At 68.0% G+C, this 20568-nt stretch carries 22 protein-coding genes and 1 tRNA gene; 11 read left to right on the forward strand and 12 right to left on the reverse strand.

What is annotated here, in order from left to right:
* The first annotated feature begins 99 nt into the window (after nucleotides 1-99).
* The gene (locus TSH58p_RS14020; RefSeq protein WP_014241328.1) at nucleotides 100-765 is read left to right on the forward strand and encodes a response regulator transcription factor; all 666 of its coding nucleotides are present in this window, start codon (nucleotides 100-102) and stop codon (nucleotides 763-765) included.
* Nucleotides 766-782: 17 nt separating this feature from the next.
* Here TSH58p_RS14020 and TSH58p_RS14025 read toward each other — a convergent pair whose 3' ends face one another.
* The 4 genes from TSH58p_RS14025 to TSH58p_RS14040 all read right to left on the reverse strand — a co-directional run bounded on the left by TSH58p_RS14025 (nucleotide 783) and on the right by TSH58p_RS14040 (nucleotide 3752).
* Nucleotides 783-1217 (reverse strand): hypothetical protein, encoded by a 435-nt coding sequence (locus tag TSH58p_RS14025; protein ID WP_109068678.1) that lies wholly within the window; start codon nucleotides 1215-1217, stop codon nucleotides 783-785.
* A 90-nt stretch (nucleotides 1218-1307) separates the two neighbouring features.
* Nucleotides 1308-2117, reverse strand: coding sequence for an ABC transporter ATP-binding protein (locus tag TSH58p_RS14030; protein WP_109068693.1), 810 nt, complete (start codon nucleotides 2115-2117; stop codon nucleotides 1308-1310).
* On the reverse strand, nucleotides 2008-2766 hold the full coding sequence (locus TSH58p_RS14035; protein ID WP_109068677.1) for an ABC transporter permease: 759 nt from the start codon (nucleotides 2764-2766) through the stop codon (nucleotides 2008-2010). The genes TSH58p_RS14030 and TSH58p_RS14035 overlap by 110 nt, the downstream gene beginning before the upstream one ends.
* Nucleotides 2766-3752 (reverse strand): ABC transporter substrate-binding protein, encoded by a 987-nt coding sequence (locus TSH58p_RS14040; RefSeq protein WP_109068676.1) that lies wholly within the window; start codon nucleotides 3750-3752, stop codon nucleotides 2766-2768. Before TSH58p_RS14040 ends, TSH58p_RS14035 begins: the two co-directional genes overlap by 1 nt.
* A gap of 412 nt (nucleotides 3753-4164) precedes the next feature.
* Here TSH58p_RS14040 and TSH58p_RS14045 point away from each other — a divergent pair, with 412 nt between their 5' ends.
* A complete protein-coding gene (locus TSH58p_RS14045) occupies nucleotides 4165-4752 on the forward strand; it encodes a PQQ-dependent catabolism-associated CXXCW motif protein (protein WP_109068675.1) in 588 nt (195 codons plus the stop codon).
* A gap of 15 nt (nucleotides 4753-4767) precedes the next feature.
* Here TSH58p_RS14045 and TSH58p_RS14050 read toward each other — a convergent pair whose 3' ends face one another.
* From TSH58p_RS14050 to TSH58p_RS14060, 3 genes are all read right to left on the reverse strand, one after another.
* Complete coding sequence (locus tag TSH58p_RS14050; protein WP_109068674.1) at nucleotides 4768-5160, reverse strand: cytochrome c family protein; 393 nt, start codon at nucleotides 5158-5160, stop codon at nucleotides 4768-4770.
* Between the two features lie 152 nt (nucleotides 5161-5312).
* Nucleotides 5313-5708, reverse strand: a complete 396-nt coding sequence (locus tag TSH58p_RS14055; protein ID WP_109068673.1) for a cupin domain-containing protein — start codon at nucleotides 5706-5708, stop codon at nucleotides 5313-5315.
* A 162-nt stretch (nucleotides 5709-5870) separates the two neighbouring features.
* Nucleotides 5871-5957 (reverse strand) — tRNA-Leu (locus TSH58p_RS14060).
* 137 nt (nucleotides 5958-6094) lie between these two features.
* Between TSH58p_RS14060 and TSH58p_RS14065 the strand changes: the two genes are divergently transcribed.
* Together TSH58p_RS14065 and TSH58p_RS14070 are read left to right on the forward strand one after the other, a co-directional pair.
* Nucleotides 6095-6622, forward strand: coding sequence for a disulfide bond formation protein B (locus tag TSH58p_RS14065; RefSeq protein WP_109068672.1), 528 nt, complete (start codon nucleotides 6095-6097; stop codon nucleotides 6620-6622).
* Entirely contained in the window at nucleotides 6619-7242 is a 624-nt protein-coding gene (locus TSH58p_RS14070) for a demethoxyubiquinone hydroxylase family protein (protein ID WP_109068671.1), read from the forward strand. Before TSH58p_RS14065 ends, TSH58p_RS14070 begins: the two co-directional genes overlap by 4 nt.
* Nucleotides 7243-7263: 21 nt before the next feature.
* On the opposite strand, the gene TSH58p_RS14075 is transcribed toward TSH58p_RS14070, so the two are convergent.
* Nucleotides 7264-7416, reverse strand: coding sequence for a DUF1289 domain-containing protein (locus tag TSH58p_RS14075; RefSeq protein WP_109068670.1), 153 nt, complete (start codon nucleotides 7414-7416; stop codon nucleotides 7264-7266).
* Between the two features lie 42 nt (nucleotides 7417-7458).
* Nucleotides 7459-8022 carry an HNH endonuclease gene (locus TSH58p_RS14080; RefSeq protein WP_038526361.1) on the reverse strand — a complete coding sequence of 188 codons (564 nt, stop codon included), beginning with the start codon at nucleotides 8020-8022 and terminating at the stop codon, nucleotides 7459-7461.
* A gap of 342 nt (nucleotides 8023-8364) precedes the next feature.
* On the opposite strand from TSH58p_RS14080, the gene TSH58p_RS33630 reads away from it, so the two are divergent.
* From TSH58p_RS33630 to TSH58p_RS14090, 3 genes are all read left to right on the forward strand, one after another.
* Nucleotides 8365-8532 (forward strand): hypothetical protein, encoded by a 168-nt coding sequence (locus TSH58p_RS33630; RefSeq protein ID WP_014241314.1) that lies wholly within the window; start codon nucleotides 8365-8367, stop codon nucleotides 8530-8532.
* A 98-nt stretch (nucleotides 8533-8630) separates the two neighbouring features.
* On the forward strand, nucleotides 8631-9482 hold the full coding sequence (gene gluQRS / locus TSH58p_RS14085) for a tRNA glutamyl-Q(34) synthetase GluQRS (protein WP_109068669.1): 852 nt from the start codon (nucleotides 8631-8633) through the stop codon (nucleotides 9480-9482).
* Nucleotides 9483-9650: 168 nt separating this feature from the next.
* Nucleotides 9651-11213: an ATP-binding protein gene (locus TSH58p_RS14090; RefSeq protein WP_158282569.1), complete on the forward strand. Its 1563-nt coding sequence runs from the start codon at nucleotides 9651-9653 to the stop codon at nucleotides 11211-11213.
* A 232-nt stretch (nucleotides 11214-11445) separates the two neighbouring features.
* Here the strand turns inward: TSH58p_RS14090 and TSH58p_RS14095 are convergent, their stop codons facing one another.
* Nucleotides 11446-12294: a DUF4743 domain-containing protein gene (locus tag TSH58p_RS14095; RefSeq protein ID WP_109068667.1), complete on the reverse strand. Its 849-nt coding sequence runs from the start codon at nucleotides 12292-12294 to the stop codon at nucleotides 11446-11448.
* Between the two features lie 146 nt (nucleotides 12295-12440).
* Here TSH58p_RS14095 and TSH58p_RS14100 point away from each other — a divergent pair, with 146 nt between their 5' ends.
* The 4 genes from TSH58p_RS14100 to TSH58p_RS14115 all read left to right on the forward strand — a co-directional run bounded on the left by TSH58p_RS14100 (nucleotide 12441) and on the right by TSH58p_RS14115 (nucleotide 18638).
* A complete protein-coding gene (locus tag TSH58p_RS14100) occupies nucleotides 12441-12830 on the forward strand; it encodes a response regulator (protein ID WP_109068666.1) in 390 nt (129 codons plus the stop codon).
* Nucleotides 12831-13646: 816 nt separating this feature from the next.
* Complete coding sequence (locus TSH58p_RS14105) at nucleotides 13647-15593, forward strand: PrkA family serine protein kinase (protein WP_109068665.1); 1947 nt, start codon at nucleotides 13647-13649, stop codon at nucleotides 15591-15593.
* Nucleotides 15594-15643: 50 nt separating this feature from the next.
* The gene (locus TSH58p_RS14110) at nucleotides 15644-16936 is read left to right on the forward strand and encodes a YeaH/YhbH family protein (RefSeq protein ID WP_109068664.1); all 1293 of its coding nucleotides are present in this window, start codon (nucleotides 15644-15646) and stop codon (nucleotides 16934-16936) included.
* A 145-nt stretch (nucleotides 16937-17081) separates the two neighbouring features.
* Nucleotides 17082-18638, forward strand: a complete 1557-nt coding sequence (locus tag TSH58p_RS14115; protein WP_109068083.1) for a SpoVR family protein — start codon at nucleotides 17082-17084, stop codon at nucleotides 18636-18638.
* Between the two features lie 103 nt (nucleotides 18639-18741).
* On the opposite strand, the gene TSH58p_RS14120 is transcribed toward TSH58p_RS14115, so the two are convergent.
* Both TSH58p_RS14120 and TSH58p_RS14125 read right to left on the reverse strand, forming a co-directional pair.
* Nucleotides 18742-19974 (reverse strand): adenylate/guanylate cyclase domain-containing protein, encoded by a 1233-nt coding sequence (locus TSH58p_RS14120; protein ID WP_109068129.1) that lies wholly within the window; start codon nucleotides 19972-19974, stop codon nucleotides 18742-18744.
* Between the two features lie 56 nt (nucleotides 19975-20030).
* A complete protein-coding gene (locus tag TSH58p_RS14125) occupies nucleotides 20031-20558 on the reverse strand; it encodes a DNA-binding protein (protein WP_109068084.1) in 528 nt (175 codons plus the stop codon).
* Between the last annotated feature and the right edge of the window lie 10 nt (nucleotides 20559-20568).

The raw sequence follows: 20568 nt of genomic DNA on the forward strand, positions 1-20568 counted from the left end.
GTTTTGGGGAATACCCGTTCCCGTCCTTGCGCATTCTTGAACAGTCCGGCATGATCACACCCGGAAACGCCCCGAAACGATGAGCGTGGGAACCACGCCATGAGCCGAATTCTGATTGCGGACGATCATCCGCTGGTGCGCGACGCCCTGCGCAGCGCCGTTCTCTACTCCTGCCAGGCGCAGGAGATCCACGAGGCCGGTTGCCTGGACGAAACCATCTCCATCCTCGACTCCATGCACGGCGGCAAGGGGGAGCCGGACCTCGTCCTGCTCGACCTCAACATGCCGGGCATGAACGGGCTGACCGGGCTGATCGCCCTGCGCCGCCGCTTTCCGGCCATCCCCGTCGCCGTCGTCTCGGCGCACGAGGACCGCAAGGTGATGCTGGAGGCGGTGCGCTGCGGCGCCGCCGGCTTCATCCCGAAATCGACGCCGCGGGACGCCATCGCCGGCGCGCTGCGCCAGATCCTGGCCGGGGAGGTCTATCTGCCCGCCTCGGTCGAGGAGGGCGCCGCGGCGGAGGACGAGGAGACGGCCGAGATCGCCCGCCGACTGTCCACCCTGACGGCGCAGCAGCTCCGCGTGCTGGAGATGCTGGGCACCGGCAAGCTGAACAAGGAAATCGCCTATGAGCTGAGCATCACGGAAACCACCGTGAAGGCCCATGTCTCGGCGATCCTGCAAAAGCTGAAGGTCTACAGCCGCACCCAGGCCGTGGTCTTCGCCAACCGCCTGCAACTGGAAAAGGCCCGCTTCGGCATCTGAGCCGGCGGGCCGTTCCTTCAGCGGTTCCGCATCCGCCGCGCGTCCGCGGCGGCGCGCGCCGCCTCCTGCCCCGGATCGCCCCGCCCGAAGCCGAGCGGCACCGGGCTGTCGAGCCAGCCGAAGCCGTCCAGGGCATGGCCCTCGAACTCCGTCCAATCCTGCCAGTCCTTGTCCTTGCTGCGCCGCTTCACCTCCGCCTTGCGCACGGCGCGCCGGGCCTCCAGGCCGGGGTCGCGCCGCCCGAGCTGCTCGTCGCGCGTCGTCCGTTCGATGATGACGATGGAGGAGCCGGTGACCGGATCGCCGATGATCGCCAGATCGCGCGACCGGTCGGCGTGGTTGGGACCGTGGCCGTGCTGGTCGAGGATCACGATCTCCCCGGCGAGCGACGCGCCGGATTGCAGCGCCAAGCCGGCGCCCAGCAGAAGAAGGGGCAGGAACAGGGTGCGCATCGTCGTCTCCGCCGGTTTCACCTCAGCGGGACAGACTGCGCCCGGCGGGCAGCGGCGGATGTGAGCCGCTTCACAGGTTCGGCGAAAAAGTCAGGCGAGCAGCCGGAAGGCCGGGTCGGGTCGGGCCAGCAGGTCCGCCCGCACGCGCTCGATCAGCGCGTCGTCGCGCAGCGCGCGCGGCGTCTCCAGCGGCACCTCCGCCGCCACCCGTGTCGGGCCGGGGGCCATCACCAGAATGCGGTCGGCCAGTTGGATCGCCTCGCGCAGATTGTGGGTGACGAACAGCACGGTGGCCGGGGAACGCTCCAGCATGGTGGCGAGGAGGGCGCGCATCCGCTGCGCCGTCGGTTCGTCCAGCGAGACGAAGGGCTCGTCCATCAGCAGCAGGCCGGGCTCGACCGCGAAGGCGCGGGCCAGGGCCACCCGCCGCGCCATGCCGCCGGACAGGCGCGCCGGATACTCGTCGGCCACCGCCTCCAGACCCATGGCGGACAGCCAGCGCTCCGCCGTGCCGTCGCTCCGCCGCGCCTTGGGCAGCACCAGCGCCACGTTCTGCCGCACCGTGCGCCAGGGCAGCAGGCGGGGCGTCTGGAACACGCAGCCCAGAACCGGTTCCGGCCCGCCGAAGTCGAGGGTTCCGTCGAAATCGCGGTCCAGCCCGGCGGCGATGCTCAGCGCGGTCGTCTTGCCGCAGCCGGACGGGCCGACCAGCGCCAGGAACTCGCCCGGCGCGGCCGTCAGCGACAGGCCGCGGATGACCTCCCGCCCGGCGAAGCGCTTGGAGCGGACCTCAAGCCTCAGCGCGCACCGGCCGCCAGCGGGTGAGCCGGTGCTCGACGGGTTGCAGGACGCACAGCTCGAGAAGTTGGACGACGGCCACGAAGGCGACGGTGTACGCAAGAATGCCGGCCACATCGAACATCTGGAAGTAGAGGTGGATCTGGAATCCCACCCCGTCGCTGCGGCCCAGAAGCTCGACCACCAGCACGATCTTCCAGATCAGCGCAAGGCCGGACCGCGCCGCCGCGGCGAAGTAGGGGGTGAGCTGGGGCAGCAGCACATGGCGCAGCACGTCGGACCGCGCCATGCGGAAGGTCCGCGCCATCTCGACATACTGCTCGTCGATGGCGCGCGTCCCTTCGCGCAGGACGACCACGACGTTGGGGATCTTGTTGACGGCGACCGCGCCGACCGCCGCCGCTTCGGTCAGGCCGAACCAGACATAGGCGAGCACGATCACGACCAGCGCCGGGATGTTCAGGAACACGGTCAGCCACAGACCGAACAGCCGGTCCGCCGTGGCCGAGCGGCCCAGCAGGATGCCCAGCGCCGACCCGATGGACATGGCAATGACGAAGGCCGCGGCCATCCGCGCCAGCGTGATCCCCAGGTGATGGAACAGCGCGCCGTCCGCCGCCTCGCGGACCAGCACGGACATTACGGCGGCCGGGCCGGGCAGGCTGCGGCTGGCGGCCAGTTCCGCGGCCACGGCCCACAGCCCGACCAGCAGAGCCAGCGACAGGACCGGGGCCAGCCGCCGCCACCGCATCAGAAGCGGACCCCCGGCCAGAAGGTGCCGTCCGGCAGGGCCATGGCGCTGCCGACCAGCTCCCGCCCGCCGAGCTTGGCCATCAGCCCATAGAGCCGGGCGGCGGCTTCCCGCTCCTCCTCCGTCCAGCGGTCGGGGATGCCGGCGCGGAACTGGTCGCGCAGCGCCGCCCAGGTGGCCTCGTCCTCCGCCTTCATCAGCGGGCGCAGCCGGTCCCACTCCGCGTCGGATCGGGCCATGATCGCCTTGGCCTTGCGCGAGGCGGCGACGAAGGCGTCGAGCGCCGCCGGGTTGGCCCTGGCCCAGCTCTCGTGGAAGACGAAGCCGACCGCCGGCACCTGGGCCGACAGGCCGAGGTCCCGCATCATCCCGTCCACCCCGATGACCGTCCGCATCCCCGCCGCCTGGAGGCGCGCGGCGTAGGGCCAGAAATTCAGCACCGCGTCCAGCTCCCCCGTCGCGGCCTTCTGGTTCAGCAGGGGCGGGGCGGCGAAGACCGGCGTCGCCGCGGCATCAAGGTCGAGCGCGTAGCGGTCGAGGGCCAGCGCCTTCAGCAGCAGCCAGCTCTTGTCGATGGGGGTTCCGGCGACGCCGATGCGCTTGCCCTTCAGGTCGGCGACGGAGGCGATGAGGGAGGCCGCCGGCACCATCAGCGCGCCGACCGCCGCGGAATGGGGGATGAAGGTCAGGTCGGCCCCCGCCGCGCGCTGGCGGGCCACCCACAGCCAGTCGCTGGCGATCATGTCCACCGCCCCGCCCTGCAGGGCGATCTGCGCCGCCTGACCGCTCGCCAGGTCCATCAGCTTCAGCTCGAAGCCGGCGGCCTCGTCCAGCCGGTGGTGGCGGATGACGTCCAGCTCCCAGCTGACCGTGCCGAATTTCAGCACCCCGATGGTCACCGTGGGCCGGTCCGCCGCATGCGTCACGGAGGCGACGCAGACCAGCGCCAGGACCAGAAACAGCCGGACGAGGGACATCAGGCGCATGGTACCGGCCCTGCGTCAAAAATTGCATTTGTATAGAAGATGGGCCGCGTCATGGTTGCGCGGTGGACCGGGCGGCGGATTGGCCACCGCCCGTGTCCCATCACAAGGAGGCGTCGAGGATGGAGAAAATCCTCACTCTCCTGATCCTGCTGCTTCGGGTGATCAAGGGCATCCTTGATCTCCTGAACCGCTAAGGATCGGGCCGGGAGGCAGGGGTGGCTAGACCCCTGTCTCCCTAGCCTGATGATGATGCGTCCTGCGGTCGTTTGCAAGGCAGGCCTCTGCGGTGCGGTGGCGCAGCGGAACGCGGGAATTCCACGATGGCGAACAATGAGCTTAGGCCCCGCCCACCGGTCCCCGGTATTCGACTATCGGGCAACTTGACCCTGTCGGGCACGGGGGGATTTCGTGGATGCCGCAGAACAATCGGGGAGGGAAGGTGGTGCGCGCAGGATGGCTGGGCGCCGCCGGGCTGGCGCTGTTGCTGGCCGGGCCGGCGGGAGACGTCGCGGCAGACATGGTTCCGGTGCCCGATGGCTACCGGATGGCCGAATACCGGTCGCCCACCCCGGCGTCGTTGCCTGGGGCCGAGACGGTGGACACGGTGCGGGCCCGCGCTCTGGTGGAGTCGGGCGCCGCCCTTCCCATCAACGTGATGAAGCTGGACCGCAGCACGCTGCCCGGCGGTCCCTGGCTGGTGCCGAAGCCCTTTGCGCAGATCCCCGGCAGCGTCTGGCTGCCCAACGTCGGGCTCGGGGCGCTGCCGCCGGAGCTGGACGGCTATTTCCGGGCCAACCTGGAGCGGCTGACCGGGGGCGACCGCGGGCGCGGCCTGCTGTTCTACTGTCTGGCGGACTGCTGGATGTCGTGGAACGCAGGCAAGCGTGCCCTGGAGATGGGCTACCGCCGCGTCCTCTGGTACCGCGACGGGGCGGACGGCTGGGCCGAGGCGGGCCTGCCGACCGAGGAGGGGAAGCCGGTTCCGGTCGCCGCACCGTAACCGGCCTGCCGGTGTTTACTGCTTCAGCGATTTCAGGAAGGCGATCAGATAGTCCTGCTCCGCCGGGTCGGTGATGGCGACGTGCCGCATGCGGGTGCCGGGCACGAAATTGTCGTTGCCGGCGATCCAGTGGCGCAGGTTGTCCTCGGTCCAGGTGATGTTGGACGCCTTCAGCGCGTTGGAATAGTCGAAGCGCGGGATCGAGCCGGCCTTGCGCCCGACGACGTTGTACAGGCTCGGGCCGAAGGCGTTCTTGCTGGAATCCAGCGAATGGCAGGCCGCGCACTGATGGAAGATCTGCTTGCCGGCGGCCTCCTCGGCCGTCTTGGGCTGCGGCCCGCCTTCGGCGTTGGCCGTCCCGGCGGCGAGCAGAAGGGCGGCGGCGATGACGAATCTGGAAACGGTCATGTGAGGTGGCTCCCCAGCCAGAAATCCGCGGCGCCGGTCGCGGCGGCGGTCGATGCCGCGCATTTTAAGTGGCTGGGTCGGGCCGCCGAATTGGACTTTGGAACAAGCCCGCAAACGCAATGAGGTTTTGGGTGCGGAACGGTTCCGCCGCATCACCCCCCGTACTGCTCGTCGGTGACCTTTTCCATCCAGTCGACGGCCTTGCCGTCGAGCTGCTCCTGGATGGCGATGTGGGTCATGAACATGGTCGGCGACGCGCCGTGCCAGTGCTTCTCGCCGGGCGGGAACCAGACGACGTCGCCGGGGCGGATCTCCTCGACGGGGCCGCCCTCGCGCTGGACCCGGCCGACGCCGGCGGTGACGATCAGGGTTTGACCCAGCGGATGGGTGTGCCACGCCGTGCGGGCGCCGGGCTCGAAGGTAACGCTGGCCGCCGCGGTGCGGGCCGGGGCTTCGGTCTGAACGATGGGGTCGATGCGGACGGTGCCGGTGAACCAGTCGGCCGGTCCGGTGACGGATGGCTGCGTGCCAACCCGCGTGATTTTCATGATCGAATCCTCCGGTGATCGCCCCATGGGGGCGCGGTCGTCGTGCCGCCACTCTATCGGGGACCGTCGATGCGGATTAGACCGGCGGCGTCACATGCCGTCATGAACCGCGTTCATGAATGAAAGGCACGGGGCCGTAGGGGAGGAACTCGGGAGAAGGGGTGGTGCGGGCGGTCGGACTCGAACCGACATATCCGTGAGGACGGCGGATTTTGAGTCCGCTGCGTCTACCAATTCCGCCACGCCCGCACGGTGCCTGCCGGACCCGGCGCTCGCGGCGACCGGTGCCCGCTATATAGAGGGGAAATCGCCCTGGGACAAAGTGTTTTGTGCGGATGCGTCGGCGTGTCTGGCCTAAGCCTGTGGGGCGCGCTAATCTCACCCGCATGATGAACCGTTTCCCCATCGACGATCCGCGCTACACCGCCGGGCTGCTGGCCATCGCCAGCGCCGGCGTGCTGGCCGCCGCGCTGTTTTTCCAGTTCGTGCTGGGCTACCAGCCCTGCGTGCTGTGCCTGTGGCAGCGCGTGCCCTACGGCGCGGTGATGGCCTTCGGCATCGTCACCCTGCTGTTCCGCCAGTGGCGCGGGCTGGGCGACGCGTTGCTGGTGGCGAGCGGGCTGGCCCTGCTGGCCGGCGCCGGGATCGCCGCCTACCATGTCGGGGTGGAGCAGCACTGGTGGGCCGGCACCTCGGCCTGCGGCGCCAGCGGGCGCGCTCCCCAGACGCTGGAGGAGTTGCGCGCCCAGGTGCTCGCCGCCCCGGTCACCCGCTGCGACGAAGTGGCGTGGTCGCTGTTCGGGATCTCGATGGCGGGCTACAACGTTCTGATTTCGCTGGCGCTGTCCGCCTTCGCCTTCGTGGCGGCCCGCACCGCCTACATCCGGACCTCGGCATCCAGGACCTTCGCATGACCCCGCCCGACAGCCTTGCCACCAGCACCGCGGCCGCTTCCGCTCCGTCCACCGGCGAGTCGTCCGCCCCGCGGCCCCGCCCGCGCGGGCGCCTGCCCGGCGACCCGACTCCGGAACAGCGGCTGGCGCGGATCGTCCGCGTGGACCATGCCGGCGAGTATGGGGCCAAGCGCATCTACGAAGGCCAGCTCTCCGTCATGGGCCGGGGGCGTCACGCCAAGACGCTGCGCCACATGGCCGACCAGGAGTTGGAGCATCTCCAGTATTTCGAGAAGCAGCTCGTCGCCCGCCAGGTGCGGCCGACCGTGCTGCAGCCGCTGTGGCATGTGGCCGGCTTCCTGCTGGGCGCCGGGACCGCGGTGATGGGTGAGCGGGCGGCCATGGCCTGCACCGTCGCCGTCGAGCAGGTCATCGACGGCCATTACGAGGCGCAGCTGAAGCATCTCGGCCCGGAGGAGGAGGAGCTGAAGACCTCCATCCTCAAATTCCAGGCGGAGGAGGTGGAGCACCGCGACATCGGCCTGCTCAACGGCGCGGAGCAGGCCCCGGCCTATCCGGTGCTGTCCGCCGCCATCAAGGCCGGCACCAAGGCGGTCATCTGGGTGGCCGAGCGGGTGTGACCCGCGGCCGGCGGAGCGGACTCAGTCGGCCTGACCGTCCGCTTCGTTTTTTGTCGGCGTCGGCGCCGGAGTGGGGGAAACGCCGTAGATCTCGTCCTCGCTCCGCCCGCAGCCTTCGCAGTAGCCGTCCTCGCCGATGATGCAGATGCCCACGCAGGGATTCTCGTCGTCCATACCCAAATCGTCCTCGGTCCAGCCTTTCCGATCGCGGCGTTTCTACATCGGATCGAGTTCGGTGTCCCAATAAAGAAAATCCCGCCAACTTTCGTGAAGGAAGTTTGGCGGGAATGCACGTCCGTTCTCTTGAAGCTGGTAGGCACTCGGCTGGAACGGGGGACTGAGGGGGATCATGCCACAACTGTGCGGCAGCCTGTTTCCCTTCGCCAGATTGCAGGCCGAGCAGGAGGTGACGACGTTGTCCCAGGTGGTGCGCCCGCCGCGCGACCGTGGGATGACGTGATCGAAGGTCAGTTCCTGCGTGGGGAAGTGGTGGCCGCAATACTGGCAGGTGAAGCGGTCGCGCAGGAAAACGTTGAATCGGGTGAAAGCCGGCCGCCGTGTCGCCGGAATGAACTCCTTCAACGAAATGACGCTCGGCAGCTTGACCTCGAAGGTGGGGGAGCGGACGACGCGATCATATTCGGAGATGATGTTCACCCGGTCCAGAAAGACGGCCTTCACCGCCTCCTGCCAGGACCAGAGCGACAGAGGGAAGTAGCTGAGCGGCCGGAAGTCGGCGTTCAGCACCAGGGCCGGACAGTGATCGGGTGGTGGAGCCAATGGCCACTCCCTTATCTGTGACGTGTCTGGAACCTTTCTGGTGTTCCGCTCCCCCTTGCGGGATGACACGCCGCCGGGTGACCGGAACACCAGATACATAGTTGATTTGTGCCTCGAACTCAATATGTCGCGCCGCACTGCGTCATTTCTTCACGATCCTGTAACCCTTTCGATAGGCAGGGTTCCGGCCTTGCCGGGCGGCGGCATGCCCCCGCCAGAATGGCTGTGACATTTGGTTGCAAGGCCTTGATCGTGCATTTTCCGACATCGTGGTTACCGTGCGTTAACCATGCTCTGAGATGGTGGCGGCGCCCTAGGGGGACGCTTTCGAAGGGAACATCCATGAGCGCCACGATCATCGACCTTGCCGAGAAACGCGCCGAGCGCGAGGAGCGCGACCGCCAGCGCCGCATCGACGCCTTCGACCGCGAACTGCGCCGGCGCCTCGCCATGTATCTGGAGGGCGAGGACATTCCGGTCGAGCCGATCAAGGACAATCCCTACATCTGACCTCCCCCGCATCCGATCGCCACGGCGGTCGGCCTCCCCCGTTTGCGGCGCCCGCCGTCCCACATGCAGGCCGGGCGCGGTTGGGGTATAAGGCGGGGATGACCGATGTCGTCACCCGCTTCGCGCCGAGCCCGACCGGCCATCTCCATCTCGGGCACGCCCATTCCGCTCTGGTCGGCTGGAGCACCGCCCGCAAGGCCGGGGGGCGCTTCCTGCTGCGCATCGAGGACATCGACCCGCAGCGCTGCCGTCCCGAGTTCGACCGCGACCTGCGCGAGGATCTGGCCTGGCTGGGCCTGACCTGGGAAGAGCCGGTGCGCCGCCAGTCGGAGCATCTGGACGATCACCGCGCCGCGCTGGCGCGGCTCCGCGGCATGGGCGCCGTCTATCCCTGCTTCTGCACCCGCAAGGACATCGCCGCCGAGATCGCCCGCGCCGGCCACGCGCCGCACGGGCCGGACGGTCCGCTCTATCCCGGCACCTGCCGCGGCCTGTCGGACCTGGAACGGCAGGACCGCATCGCCGCGGGGCAAGCCTATGCCGTGCGATTGGACGTGGGTCGGGCCATGGCCATGACCGGGCCGCTGCGCTGGCACGACCGGCGGCGCGGCTGGCAGGAGGCCACGCCGGGAATCCTGGGCGACGTCGTGCTGGCCCGCAAGGACGCGCCGACGAGCTACCATCTGGCGGTCACCGTGGACGATCATCTCCAGGGCGTGACCCTGGTGACCCGCGGCGAGGATCTTTTTTTCGCGACCCACGTGCATCGGTTGCTTCAGGAACTCCTTCGAGTCGGTCCTCCCGACTATTGTCATCATCCTTTGCTGGTGAACGAGCGGGGTGAGCGGCTCGCCAAGCGCGACAACGCCAAGACCTTGCGATCTCTTCGGGAATCGGGACAAACGGCGGCGGCGGTGCGCGCCTTGGCCGGCTTTCCGGAAGAGTTATGATCTACCACCAACTGTGTATTACAATGACGGGCAAACTATCCGTTTGAGGCGGGTCGCCTGGAATCTCTTCCCTCTTGCACGTATCTTTTGAATCGCGACCGAATGTTTGCGATGCCAAATGGTTGGCGCCAAGCGGTCGGCCGGCTTGCAATCCGAAGGGGGCAAGCGATGCAAGAGGAGGATGAGGCGGAGGACAATCCCTGTCCCGCCGACTCCGCCGGACTGCGGCGGATCTTCGACACGATCGGCGTGGCGATCGCCCTGCTCGATCAACAGGGCCGCATTGCCGATCTCAACGCGGCGATGCTGCGCGCCATCGGGTGTCGGCGGGACCTCCTGATCGGACAGCCCATGGCCGGCGCGTTCGTCTGGGGTGGCCGGGAGGACGCGGCGGACCGCTTTGTCCAGGCGGTGGCGGCCACAGGCCGGGGGCAGGTCCAGGAACTGACCCTGACGGGTGACGGGAATTGGCTCGACATCGCGTTGACGCCGCTGCCGGCGGAGTCCGGCAACGATGCCGCGGGCATCGTCATGACCGTCACCGCCGCCGGCCGCCGCATGGCCGCGGAGGCGCAACTGCGCGGGCAGGAGGAGCGTCTGCGCGCCGCTCGGGACGATGTGGTGCGCGCCGGACAGGCCAAGGTGCGCTTCCTCGCCGCGGCCAGCCACGATCTGCGCCAGCCCGCCCAGTCGCTGACCCTGTTCGGCGCGGTCCTGGCGGAGCGGCTGGCCGGTCATCCGCAGTTGCCGCTGGTCCAGACGATGAACCGGGCGGTCGAGGCGATGCGCGGCCTGCTCGACGCGTTGCTGGACGTGGCCCGGCTCGACTCCGGGATCGTGTCGCCCGATCTGGCGCCCTTCGCGCTGACCGAGATGATCGAGCGGCTGGCGGCCGACTATGGCCCGCGCGCCGCCGCCAAGGGGCTGAAGCTGCGGGTGCGCCCGCTCCGGGCGCAGGTCCGCAGCGACGCCGCCCTGCTGGAACGGCTGCTGCGCAACCTGCTCGACAACGCGGTGCGCTACACGGCGTCGGGCGGCGTGCTCCTGGCGTGCCGGCGGCGGGGCATGATCGTGTGCATCGAGGTGGCGGACACGGGCGTCGGCATCCCCGCCGACAAGCTCGACGAGATTTTCGAGGAGTTCGTCCAGCTCGGCAACGCCGAACGCGACCGCAGCCGCGGCCTCGGCCTCGGGCTGGCGGTGGTGAAGCGGCTGTCGCACCTGCTCGGTCTGCCGGTCCATGTCCGGTCGCGGCCGGGGCGGGGCACATGCTTTACGGTGGAGGTTCCCTTGCATGCATCCTGGAATCCCAACGCGACGGAACGCGCCATGCCGTCCTTGGACCGCCCCGGCGCCCTGGCCCTGGTCATCGACGACGAGGAGCTGATCCTGCAGAGCCTGCGTCTGGTGCTGGAGCAGTGGGGGTGGGACGTGCTGTCCGCCGCGTCGGGGGAGGAGGCGTTGCGTCAGCTCGACGGGGCGGAGCGGCTTCCCGACGTCATCATCGCCGACTACCGCCTGCGCTACGGCCGGACGGGGGTGGACGCCATCCGTGACATCCACGCCTTCGCCGGGCAACTCATCCCCGCGATCCTGCTGACCGGCGACACCAGCCCCGACCGCATCCGCGAGGCGCGGCGCAGCGGCTTCACCGTGCTGCACAAGCCGGTCACCCTGTCCGAGCTGTCCTCCCACCTGGAGGAAGCGAGGGCGCGCGCCGCGGCCGAGTGACCGCCGCGCGCGATGGTCGACATCGCGGCGGCTTCCAAAGCGAACGTCCGTTCGCTTTCGATTCACATCGCCTCATTCGCCGGCTCTCAGCGGATGCCGATGGCATCCGCCTGCCGCCAGCGGGAACGATGGTTCCGCGAGAGGCGGGTTTCGGCCGCATGTGCGGCCGGGACCGCCGTGGCCGCATGTGCGGCCGGGACCGCCGTCGCGGTCCAAAGCGGTGCAATCCGCTTCAGCGCCGCAGGCCCGTCACGATCTCCAGATAGCCCGGCTCCTCCGGCCTCAGCCAGCCGTGGCGGACCATGAAGTCGATGACGACGAGGTTCACGTTGAACTTCCAGTCCTTCGTCTCCCGCACCGATTCCGCCACGCGGTCCAGCGGCCACAGCTCGAACCGTTCGACCTCGCCGTCGGTGTTCCGCGGCACGAAATCCGCGTCGAGTTCCAGGTCGTAGAGGAACAGCGTGTCCTGCTTCAGCCCGGCCTCCGTCTCCATGCGGTAGGTGACGGCCCCGACGGGAACGGCCCGGGACGCCAGGGCGGCGTCGATCCCCGCCTCCTCCTGCGCTTCCTTGACGAGGTTCTCCGCCAGCGTCAGGCCGATGGGCTGGCCGCCGGCGATCATGTTGTCGAGCTTGCCCGGCGCCACCTCGCGGTCGCGGGCGCGGCGGCCGATCCACAGCGACAGGCCGCCGTCCGGCCCGCGCACGAAGCCGTTGACGTGCAGCCCGTAGGCGGGCGTGCCGAACTGCGCCACCACCGCGCGGTCGATGCGCATCAGCGGTTCCGCTCCCCAGGCCGGCGTGACCGGGTAGAACTCGCCGCGCAGGGCGGTGACCGCCCCCGTTTCGACGAGGAACTGGGCGGCGTGCGCCAGCACGGAGGACCGCGCCTCGAAGTCGCGGACCTCCGGGGCCAGCGTCACCCGGTCGGCGGTGACGACGAAGCCCGGATCGACGCCGGGAAGCTGCTCGGCCAGCGCGTGGCGGACCCAGCCGAGGCGGTGCCCTTCCAGCTCGAACGGACGGAAGCCGGAGAGGTCGTGCGCGTTGCACGCGCGGATGTGGTCGAGATAGCTCATGCGACTCCGTGTAGCCCCAGCGCCCCCCGCCGTGCAACCGTTCTTCGGCGAGACGATTCCCAGCCGGCTGGAGGTGTTGCGAGCCGGTTGCAAAGGACGTCCTTGCGGCGTACACACACGGCCTATCGGACTCGGGGGACAGGTCGATGCCGGCGGCGTTCGGGGATTTTTCGGTTCTGGTGATCGAAGACGAGAGCTTCACCCGCATGGTGCTGGCCAGGATGCTGGCGGCGCTGGGCTTCCGCTCCGTCCATCAGGCCGCCGACGGCGAGGCCGGGTTGGCCGCCGTGCGGGCGCATGGCCCCGATCTGGTCGTCTGCGACGTTGAGATGCAGCCGATGGACGGGCTGGGCTTCCTGAAGGCGCTGCGGGCCAGCCCCGACGCCCGCCACCGCGCGCTGCCGGTGGTCTTCATGACGAACCGCGCCGACCAGAGCCGCGTGGACGAAGCCGCGGCCTTCGGCGCCGACACCTTCATCCTCAAGCCGGCCACGCCGGCGTCGCTCAAGGAAACGCTGGGCGCCAAGCTCGGCTGAGGACGCCCGGCGGCCCGCGACGGTCCGGCCGGTCACACTTTTTCCCCGACCTGTGGCAGGACTGCAAGAACGCGGCCAAGTGCTTGATTCCAGGCGCGTTCCGGAATCCGTGCGGTTTGTGCGGCGCAACGACGACGGGGGTTCACCCAAATTCCGCCTTGTTGATCTGCTGTGATGAGGCTCACCATCCTTCTTTGGAAGGTGTGGACCGCGCCGTTCGCCCATGCGTTAATATCCGGAGGCGAGGCGGTGGTCACGGGCATGGAAGTGTGTTGTTAAGAAATAGTCGGCACACTTAACGTTAACCGTAGCGCCTTAGTGGGTTAAGGCGCGTGGATGCACTGGAGGTCGATGGGTGATCGGCGAAGTCCAGCGAGTCCCCGACGAACGGCATCCGGACCGCGTTCCGGAAGCCGGCTGGAAGTTTCAACCCCATCGAACTTCGTTGCTTTTGCCGTCCTTTCCGCCGGTGCTTGCGCGCCGGTTTTACCGGACAACCCGGACGCGTGGTCTATTACTGAAGACCGGTGTGTCCGGCCGCCCGTCTTTTCCGGCTATCAAGGCTTTCCTCCTGGAAAGCTCTAGGTCGAGCATTACATTCAGTTTTGAAGCATTCGAGTTTAGCACTCCGAAGGGGGCGCTTCATTTGAAGGGCAACTGGATAAAAGGTCTGGCTTTCGACGGTGAGCGGGGGTGCCGCGGGACCGTTGTGTCCGCGACATCCCAGAGATCGCACCTGCGGCAGGTGCCGCCCCCGCCGCCCGGGTCCCCCGGCGGCAGCCCCGACGCATCGGACTAAGAGACACGGAGAGCGGAATGTTCCCGGCCGACGAACTGTTCACGCGCTACACACAGTCCTACGAGGGGCGCCGTGAGGTCGAGATGAGCCTCACGGAATACCTCCAGGAATGCCGCGACGACCCGATGATGTATGCCTCCGCGCCGGAGCGCATCCTCGCCGCCATCGGCGAACCGGAAGTCGTCGACACCGCCAAGGACCCGCGCCTTGGCCGGATCTTCATGAACCGGACGATCAAGATCTATCCGGCCTTCGCCGACTTCTACGGCATGGAGGAGACGATCGAGCGGATCGTCGGCTTCTTCCGCCACGCCGCGCAGGGTCTGGAGGAGCGCAAGCAGATCCTCTACCTGCTGGGCCCGGTGGGCGGCGGCAAGTCGTCGCTGGCGGAGCGGCTGAAGTCGCTGATGGAGAAATGCCCGGTCTATGTCCTGAAGGCCGGCAAGGAGGTTAGCCCGGTCTTCGAGAGCCCGCTCGGCCTCTTCAACCCGGACGAGATGGGCGACCTGCTGGAGGACCGCTACGGCATCCCGCGCCGCCGCCTGACCGGCCTGATGAGCCCCTGGGCGGTGAAGCGGCTGGACGAGTTCGGCGGCGACATCTCCCGCTTCCGCGTCGTCAAGCTGCATCCCAGCAAGCTGCGCCAGATCTGCGTCACCAAGACGGAGCCGGGCGACGAGAACAACCAGGACATCTCCTCGCTGGTCGGCAAGGTCGACATCCGCAAGCTGGAGATGTACAGCCAGAACGATCCCGACGCCTACAGCTTCTCCGGCGGCCTGAACCGGGCCAGCCAGGGCCTGCTCGAATTCGTCGAGATGTTCAAGGCCCCGATCAAGATGCTCCACCCGCTGCTGACGGCGACCCAGGAGGGCAACTACGTCGGCTCGGAGAACATCGGCGCCATCCCGTTCCAGGGCATCATCCTCGCCCACTCGAACGAGGCGGAGTGGCAGTCCTTCAAGAACAACAAGAACAACGAAGCCTTCATCGACCGCATCTGCGTCATCAAGGTCCCCTACTGCCTGCGCGTGCAGGAGGAGCAGCGGATCTACGACAAGCTGGTCAAGGGCTCCGACCTCGCGACCGCGCCCTGCGCGCCGTCGACCCTGGAGATGCTGGCGAAGTTCTCGGTGCTGTCGCGCATGCGCGACCATCCGAACTCCAGCCTCTACTCCAAGATGCGCGTTTATGACGGCGAGAGCATGAAGGAGACCGACCCCAAGGCCAAGTCCATGCAGGAATACCGCGACCAGGCGGGCGTGGACGAGGGCATGGACGGCATCTCCACCCGCTTCGCCTTCAAGGTTCTGGCCGCGACCTTCAACTACGACTCCAACGAGATCTCGGCCGATCCCGTCCACCTGATGTACATCCTGGAGCAGTCGATCAAGCGGGAGCAGTTCCCCGACGACACCGAGAAGAAGTACATCGAGTTCATCAAGGCCGAGATGGCGCCGCGCTACGCGGAGTTCATCGGGAACGAGATCCAGAAGGCGTATCTGGAATCCTACAGCGACTATGGGCAGAACCTGTTCGACCGCTATGTGGATTACGCCGACGCGTGGATCGAGGACCAGGACTTCAAGGATCCGGACACCGGCCAGCTGATGAACCGCGAGCTTCTGAACCAGGAGCTGACCAAGATCGAGAAGCCCGCCGGGATCGCCAACCCGAAGGACTTCCGCAACGAGGTCGTCAAGTTCGCGCTGCGCGCGCGGGCGGCGAACGCCGGGCGCAACCCCTCCTGGACGTCGTACGAGAAAATCCGTGAGGTGATCGAGAAACGCATGTTCTCCCAGGTGGAGGATCTGCTTCCGGTCATCAGCTTCGGGTCCAAGAAGGACGGCGAGACCGAGAAGAAGCACAACGAGTTCGTGTCGCGCATGATGTCGCGCGGCTACACCGAGCGGCAGGTCCGCCGGTTGGTCGAGTGGTACATGCGCGTGAAGCAGGCCGGCTGACGGCCCGCTTCGCCACACGAGCGTGAACGGGTAGGAGGGGCTCCCCCTTGATGAACATCATCGACCGTCGCCTGAATCCGCAAGGCAAGAGCCTGGCCAACCGCCAGCGTTTCCTGCGCCGCGCCAAGGAGCAGGTGGTGAAGGCGGTGCGGGATGCCTCCGGCAAACGCGGCATCCAGGACATCGAAAACGGCGAGAAGGTGACCATCTCGACCGGCGGCGTGCGGGAGCCCTCCTTCCACCGCTCCGGGGCCGGCGGCGTGCGCGACTACGTCGTGCCGGGCAACAAGGAGTATGTGGAAGGAGACACCATCGCACGGCCCGAGAGCGGGGGCGGTCGGGGCGGCAACGAGGGCAGTCCGGACGGGGAGGGCGACGACGATTTCCGCTTCGTCCTGTCCCGCGAGGAGTTCCTGGACATCTTCCTGGAGGACCTGGAGCTTCCCGACCTCGTCAAGCAGAAGGTCAAGCAGACGGAGTCCCACTCGCTGACCCGGGCGGGCTATTCGGTGACCGGCTCGCCGGCCAACCTGAACCTCGTCCGCACCATGCGCAACAGCCTCAGCCGGCGCATCGCGCTGAAGCGGCCCAAGCCGGCGGACATGCTGGAGCTGGAGGCGCTCCTGCGCGAGGCGGAGGACCGCGGCGACGATCCCGAGACGCTGCGGGAGATGCGCGACCAGTTGGAGCGGCACTATCTCCGCTCCAAGCGCATCCCCTTCATCGATCCGATCGACGTCCGCTACAACCGGTTCGAGACGGTGCCGAAGCCCATCGCGCAGGCGGTCATGTTCTGCCTGATGGACGTCTCCGGCTCGATGACCGAGCACATGAAGGACCTCGCCAAGCGCTTCTTCATGCTGCTCTACCTGTTCCTGAAGCGGCGCTACCGATCGGTGGACATCGTCTTCATCCGCCACACCCACGAGGCCAAGGAGGTGGACGAGGACACGTTCTTCTACTCCACCGAGACCGGCGGCACCGTGGTCTCCACGGCGCTGGAGGAGATGCAGCGCATCGTCAAGGAGCGCTATCCGGAGAACGAGTGGAACATCTACGCCGCCCAGGCGTCGGACGGCGACAACATGTCGTCGGACAACGCGCGGTCGGCGGGCCTGTTGCGGGACGGCATCCTGCCGCTGTGCCAGTACTTCGCCTACATCGAGGTGGCGGCGGAGCACAACATGGGCCTGTCGGCGCTGGGCCGCGAGACGGAGCTGTGGCGGACCTACAAGACGGTCCAGGGGCCGGATCTGCCGATCGCCATGCGCCGCGTCCGCTCCCGCCGGGAGATCTTCCCGGTCTTCCGCGACCTGTTCGCCCGCGAGAAGGCGGGGGCCTAAAAGCGATTGCCCCCACCCCAACCCTCCCCCGCTTCGCAGGGGAGGGGGCAGGGGAGGGGGCAGGGGAGGGGGCGACACCCGCCACCGCGAGGGCGCACCAAGGAATCGGGGCCAACACCCCGCAGAGTTTGAGAGGATGTGAGGCATGAGCGCTGTGATCGACAAGACCGACAGCCTGCTCTACGACGGGGCGGACTGGGATTACGACCAGATCAAGCGTGTCTACGACGCCATCGAGGACATCGCCCTGAAGGACATGGGCCTCAACGTCTATCCCAACCAGATCGAGGTCATCACCGCCGAGCAGATGCTCGACGCCTATTCGTCCATCGGCATGCCGCTGATGTACAAGCACTGGTCCTTCGGCAAGCATTTCGCCCGCGACGAGATGCTCTACCGCAAGGGCTATCGCGGCCTCGCCTACGAGATCGTCATCAATTCCAGCCCCTGCATCAGCTACATCATGGAAGAGAACACCATGACGATGCAGACGCTGGTGATCGCCCACGCCGCCTTCGGGCACAACCACTTCTTCAAGAACAACCAGCTCTTCCAGCAGTGGACGGACGCCGAGGGCATCCTCGACTATCTGGAATTCGCCAAGTCCTACATCGCCCAGTGCGAGGACCGCTACGGCCATCACGCGGTGGAGCGGGTGCTCGACGCCGCCCACGCGCTGATGAACCAGGGCGTGCACAAGTACCCGAAGAAGCGCAGCCTCGACCTGCGGCTTGAGCAGAAGCGCGAGCGGGAGCGGCAGGAGTACCAGGAGCAGACCTTCAACGACCTGTGGCGCACCGTGCCGAAGGTCGCGGTCGGCGGCAACCGCCCCTCCAAGTCGGTGTCGGAGCGCAAGAAGCTGCTCGGCCTGCCGGAAGAGAACCTGCTGTATTTCCTTGAGAAGAAGGCGCCGCGGCTGGAGCACTGGCAGCGCGAGATCCTCCGCATCGTCCGCCACATGGCGCAGTATTTCTACCCGCAGAAGCAGACCAAGCTGATGAACGAGGGGTGTGCGACCTACACCCACTACACCATCCTGAACGAGATGCACCGGCGGGGGATGATCAGCGAAGGCGCGATGCTGGAATTCCTGCATTCGCACACCTCGGTGGTGTTCCAGCCGGAGTTCGACGACCAGCGCTTTTCGGGCATCAACCCCTATGCGCTGGGCTTCGCGATGATGCAGGACATCCAGCGCATCGCCGAAAACCCGACCGACGAGGACCGCTACTGGTTCCCCGACCTCGCCGGGCGTGGCGACGGCATGGGCGCGCTGCGCGACGCCTGGGCCAACTTCCGCGACGAGAGCTTCGTGCTCCAGTATCTCAGCCCGCACCTGATGCGGAAGTTCAAGATGTTCAGCGTGCGCGACGACGCGGAAGACCCCTATCTGCTGGTCGAGAACATCCACAACGAGCGCGGCTACCGCGGCATCCGCAAGCTGCTGGCGCGGCAGTACGACCTGGGCTTCCTGGAGCCGGACATCCAGATCGTCGATGTGGATCTGGCCGGTGACCGCAAGCTGATCCTGCACCACCGCGTGACCAACGGCGTGCTGCTGGACGAGAGCGACGCCAAGGCGGTGCTGCGCCACATCGCCAACCTGTGGGGCTACGAGGTCCAGCTTGTCGAGGTGTCGGCGCTCTCCGACGCCATCCTCAAGGAGCACGCCGTCACCGCGCCCAGCGGCATCGGGGGGTGATGGGGGCGTTTTGCCCCCCACCCCGGTCCTCCCCCGCTAACGCAGGGGAGGGACTTTGTAGCGAAGCGGCAGTAGTCCCCTCCCCTGCGAGAGCGGGGGAGGGTTAGGGTGGGGGCGACGCCTCCGGGTCCAGCGTGTACAGCTCCTGCGGGCGGCCCACCCCGCGCAGCAGGTAGCGCCCGACCGAGATCAGCCGCTCCCGGCATTCCGGAGCGGACTCGGTGAAGGCGGAGGACAGCAGGATGTCCTGGTCGAGCGACCGGCACATGGCGGCGATGCGGCTGGCCTCGTTCACCGCCGGGCCGACCACGGTGAAATCGAGCCGGTCCACCCCGCCGATGTTGCCGTAGAACACCTTTCCCTGGTGCAGCCCGAGATAGAAGCGCGTCACCGGCAGCCCGTCGGCGGAGCGGCGGGCGTTCAGCTCCTTGCAGCGCGCCCGCGCCTCCTCCGCCGCGTCGAGGGCGGCGCGGCAGGCGTCCTCGGCGCTGGAGCGGTCGAAGACGGCCAGGATGCCGTCGCCCATGAACTTCAGAACCTGCCCGTGGTGCCGGTGGATGGCCGTCACCACCAGCTCCGCATAGTCGTTCAGCAGCGGCAGGATGGTTTCCGGGGCGGCGGTGTCGGTGATGCGGGTGAAGCCCTGGAGGTCGCTGAACCACAGCACGGCGTCCAGCTCCTCGGCCACGCCGCGGCGGATGTGGCCGCGCAGCACCCGGTGGCCGGCGTCCCGCCCCAGATAGGTCTCCGCCAGCGTGTTGGCGATGTGCGCCATGGCGTGGCCGCGCAGCGCCAGCGCCAGGCTGCCGGTGAGGGTGAGCAGGGCGTCGCGCTGGGCGTCGCTGAAGCCGTCGGGATGGTGCGAGACCCAGGAGGAGAAGATGCAGTCCAGCTCCCCGATGGCGGCGCGGGGGCCCAAGCGGTTGACGATGGCCATGTAGTCGGTGGCGCCTTGCGCCCGCAGTTCGTCCACGATCGGGAAGTCGCTGTTCTCCGCAGCACCGCCGGTCAGCCGCAGGCGCAGCATCGTCTCGCCGGAGGCGTAAAGCCGGTGGAAGGGGCTGCGCAGCCATTTCTCGTCGATCTCGGGATCGCTGCCGTTGCCGTAATCGCTCTGGTGGACCTCGGCGGCGTTGCGCCCCGTGCTGTCCCAGGTGACGACGTGGCCGGCGATGGTCGGGTGCAGCGTGTCCGCCCCGACCACCGTGCGGGTCAGCGGCACGCCCGCCGCGACCAGCCGTTCGCAGAGGCCGCCGATGAGGTCCGTTTCCGGCACCCCCTGCAGACCGGCCTCCGCGATCCAGCGGCTGAGGTCGAGAATCCCTTGCGCATCCATGCCCGCCATCCTGCCACAGGTCGCCTTGTCCGAGAACCTTGTCCGGGAACGGAGGGTCAGCGGCGGGACAGGGCGTCCGCGATGAAGGCCGTGACCGTTCCGAAGTCGCCGGTTGTCCGCAATTCGGCGGGCATGGCCCGAAAGTCAAGCTCCGGTCCGAAACCGATCATAGGCTTTCCGAAGCGCAGGGCCAGCCGCACCTCGTCCAAGGTCCCGTGACGGCCCGGCAGGACGACGATCACGTCGCTGGTCAGGATGTTGACGTGGTTGCGGCTCAGCTCCGTCGGCGGCGCGTCGGCCGGCTTGCGCGCGAAGGGCGTCAGGATGGGCAGGTCGATGTAGGGGTTGGGGTAGCCGGGCAGGGGCGCGTGGCCGCGGACCGGATCGGGCTCGGAGGGCAGGATGCCGATGGAGCGGCCCCGGCGCCCCGGCGTGCCGTGGAAGGCCCTTGCGGCCGACCGCATCACCCCGCCGCCGCCGCCGGTCAGCAGGTCGTGCCCGGCCCCGGCGATCCACGCGCCGAGCGGCTCGGCATAGTCCGCCCATTCCTCCTGCCCCGACCCCATCACCCCGATGATCGCCATGACCGCCCGC

The sequence above is a fragment of the Azospirillum sp. TSH58 genome, assembly GCF_003119115.1.
GTDB lineage: Bacteria > Pseudomonadota > Alphaproteobacteria > Azospirillales > Azospirillaceae > Azospirillum.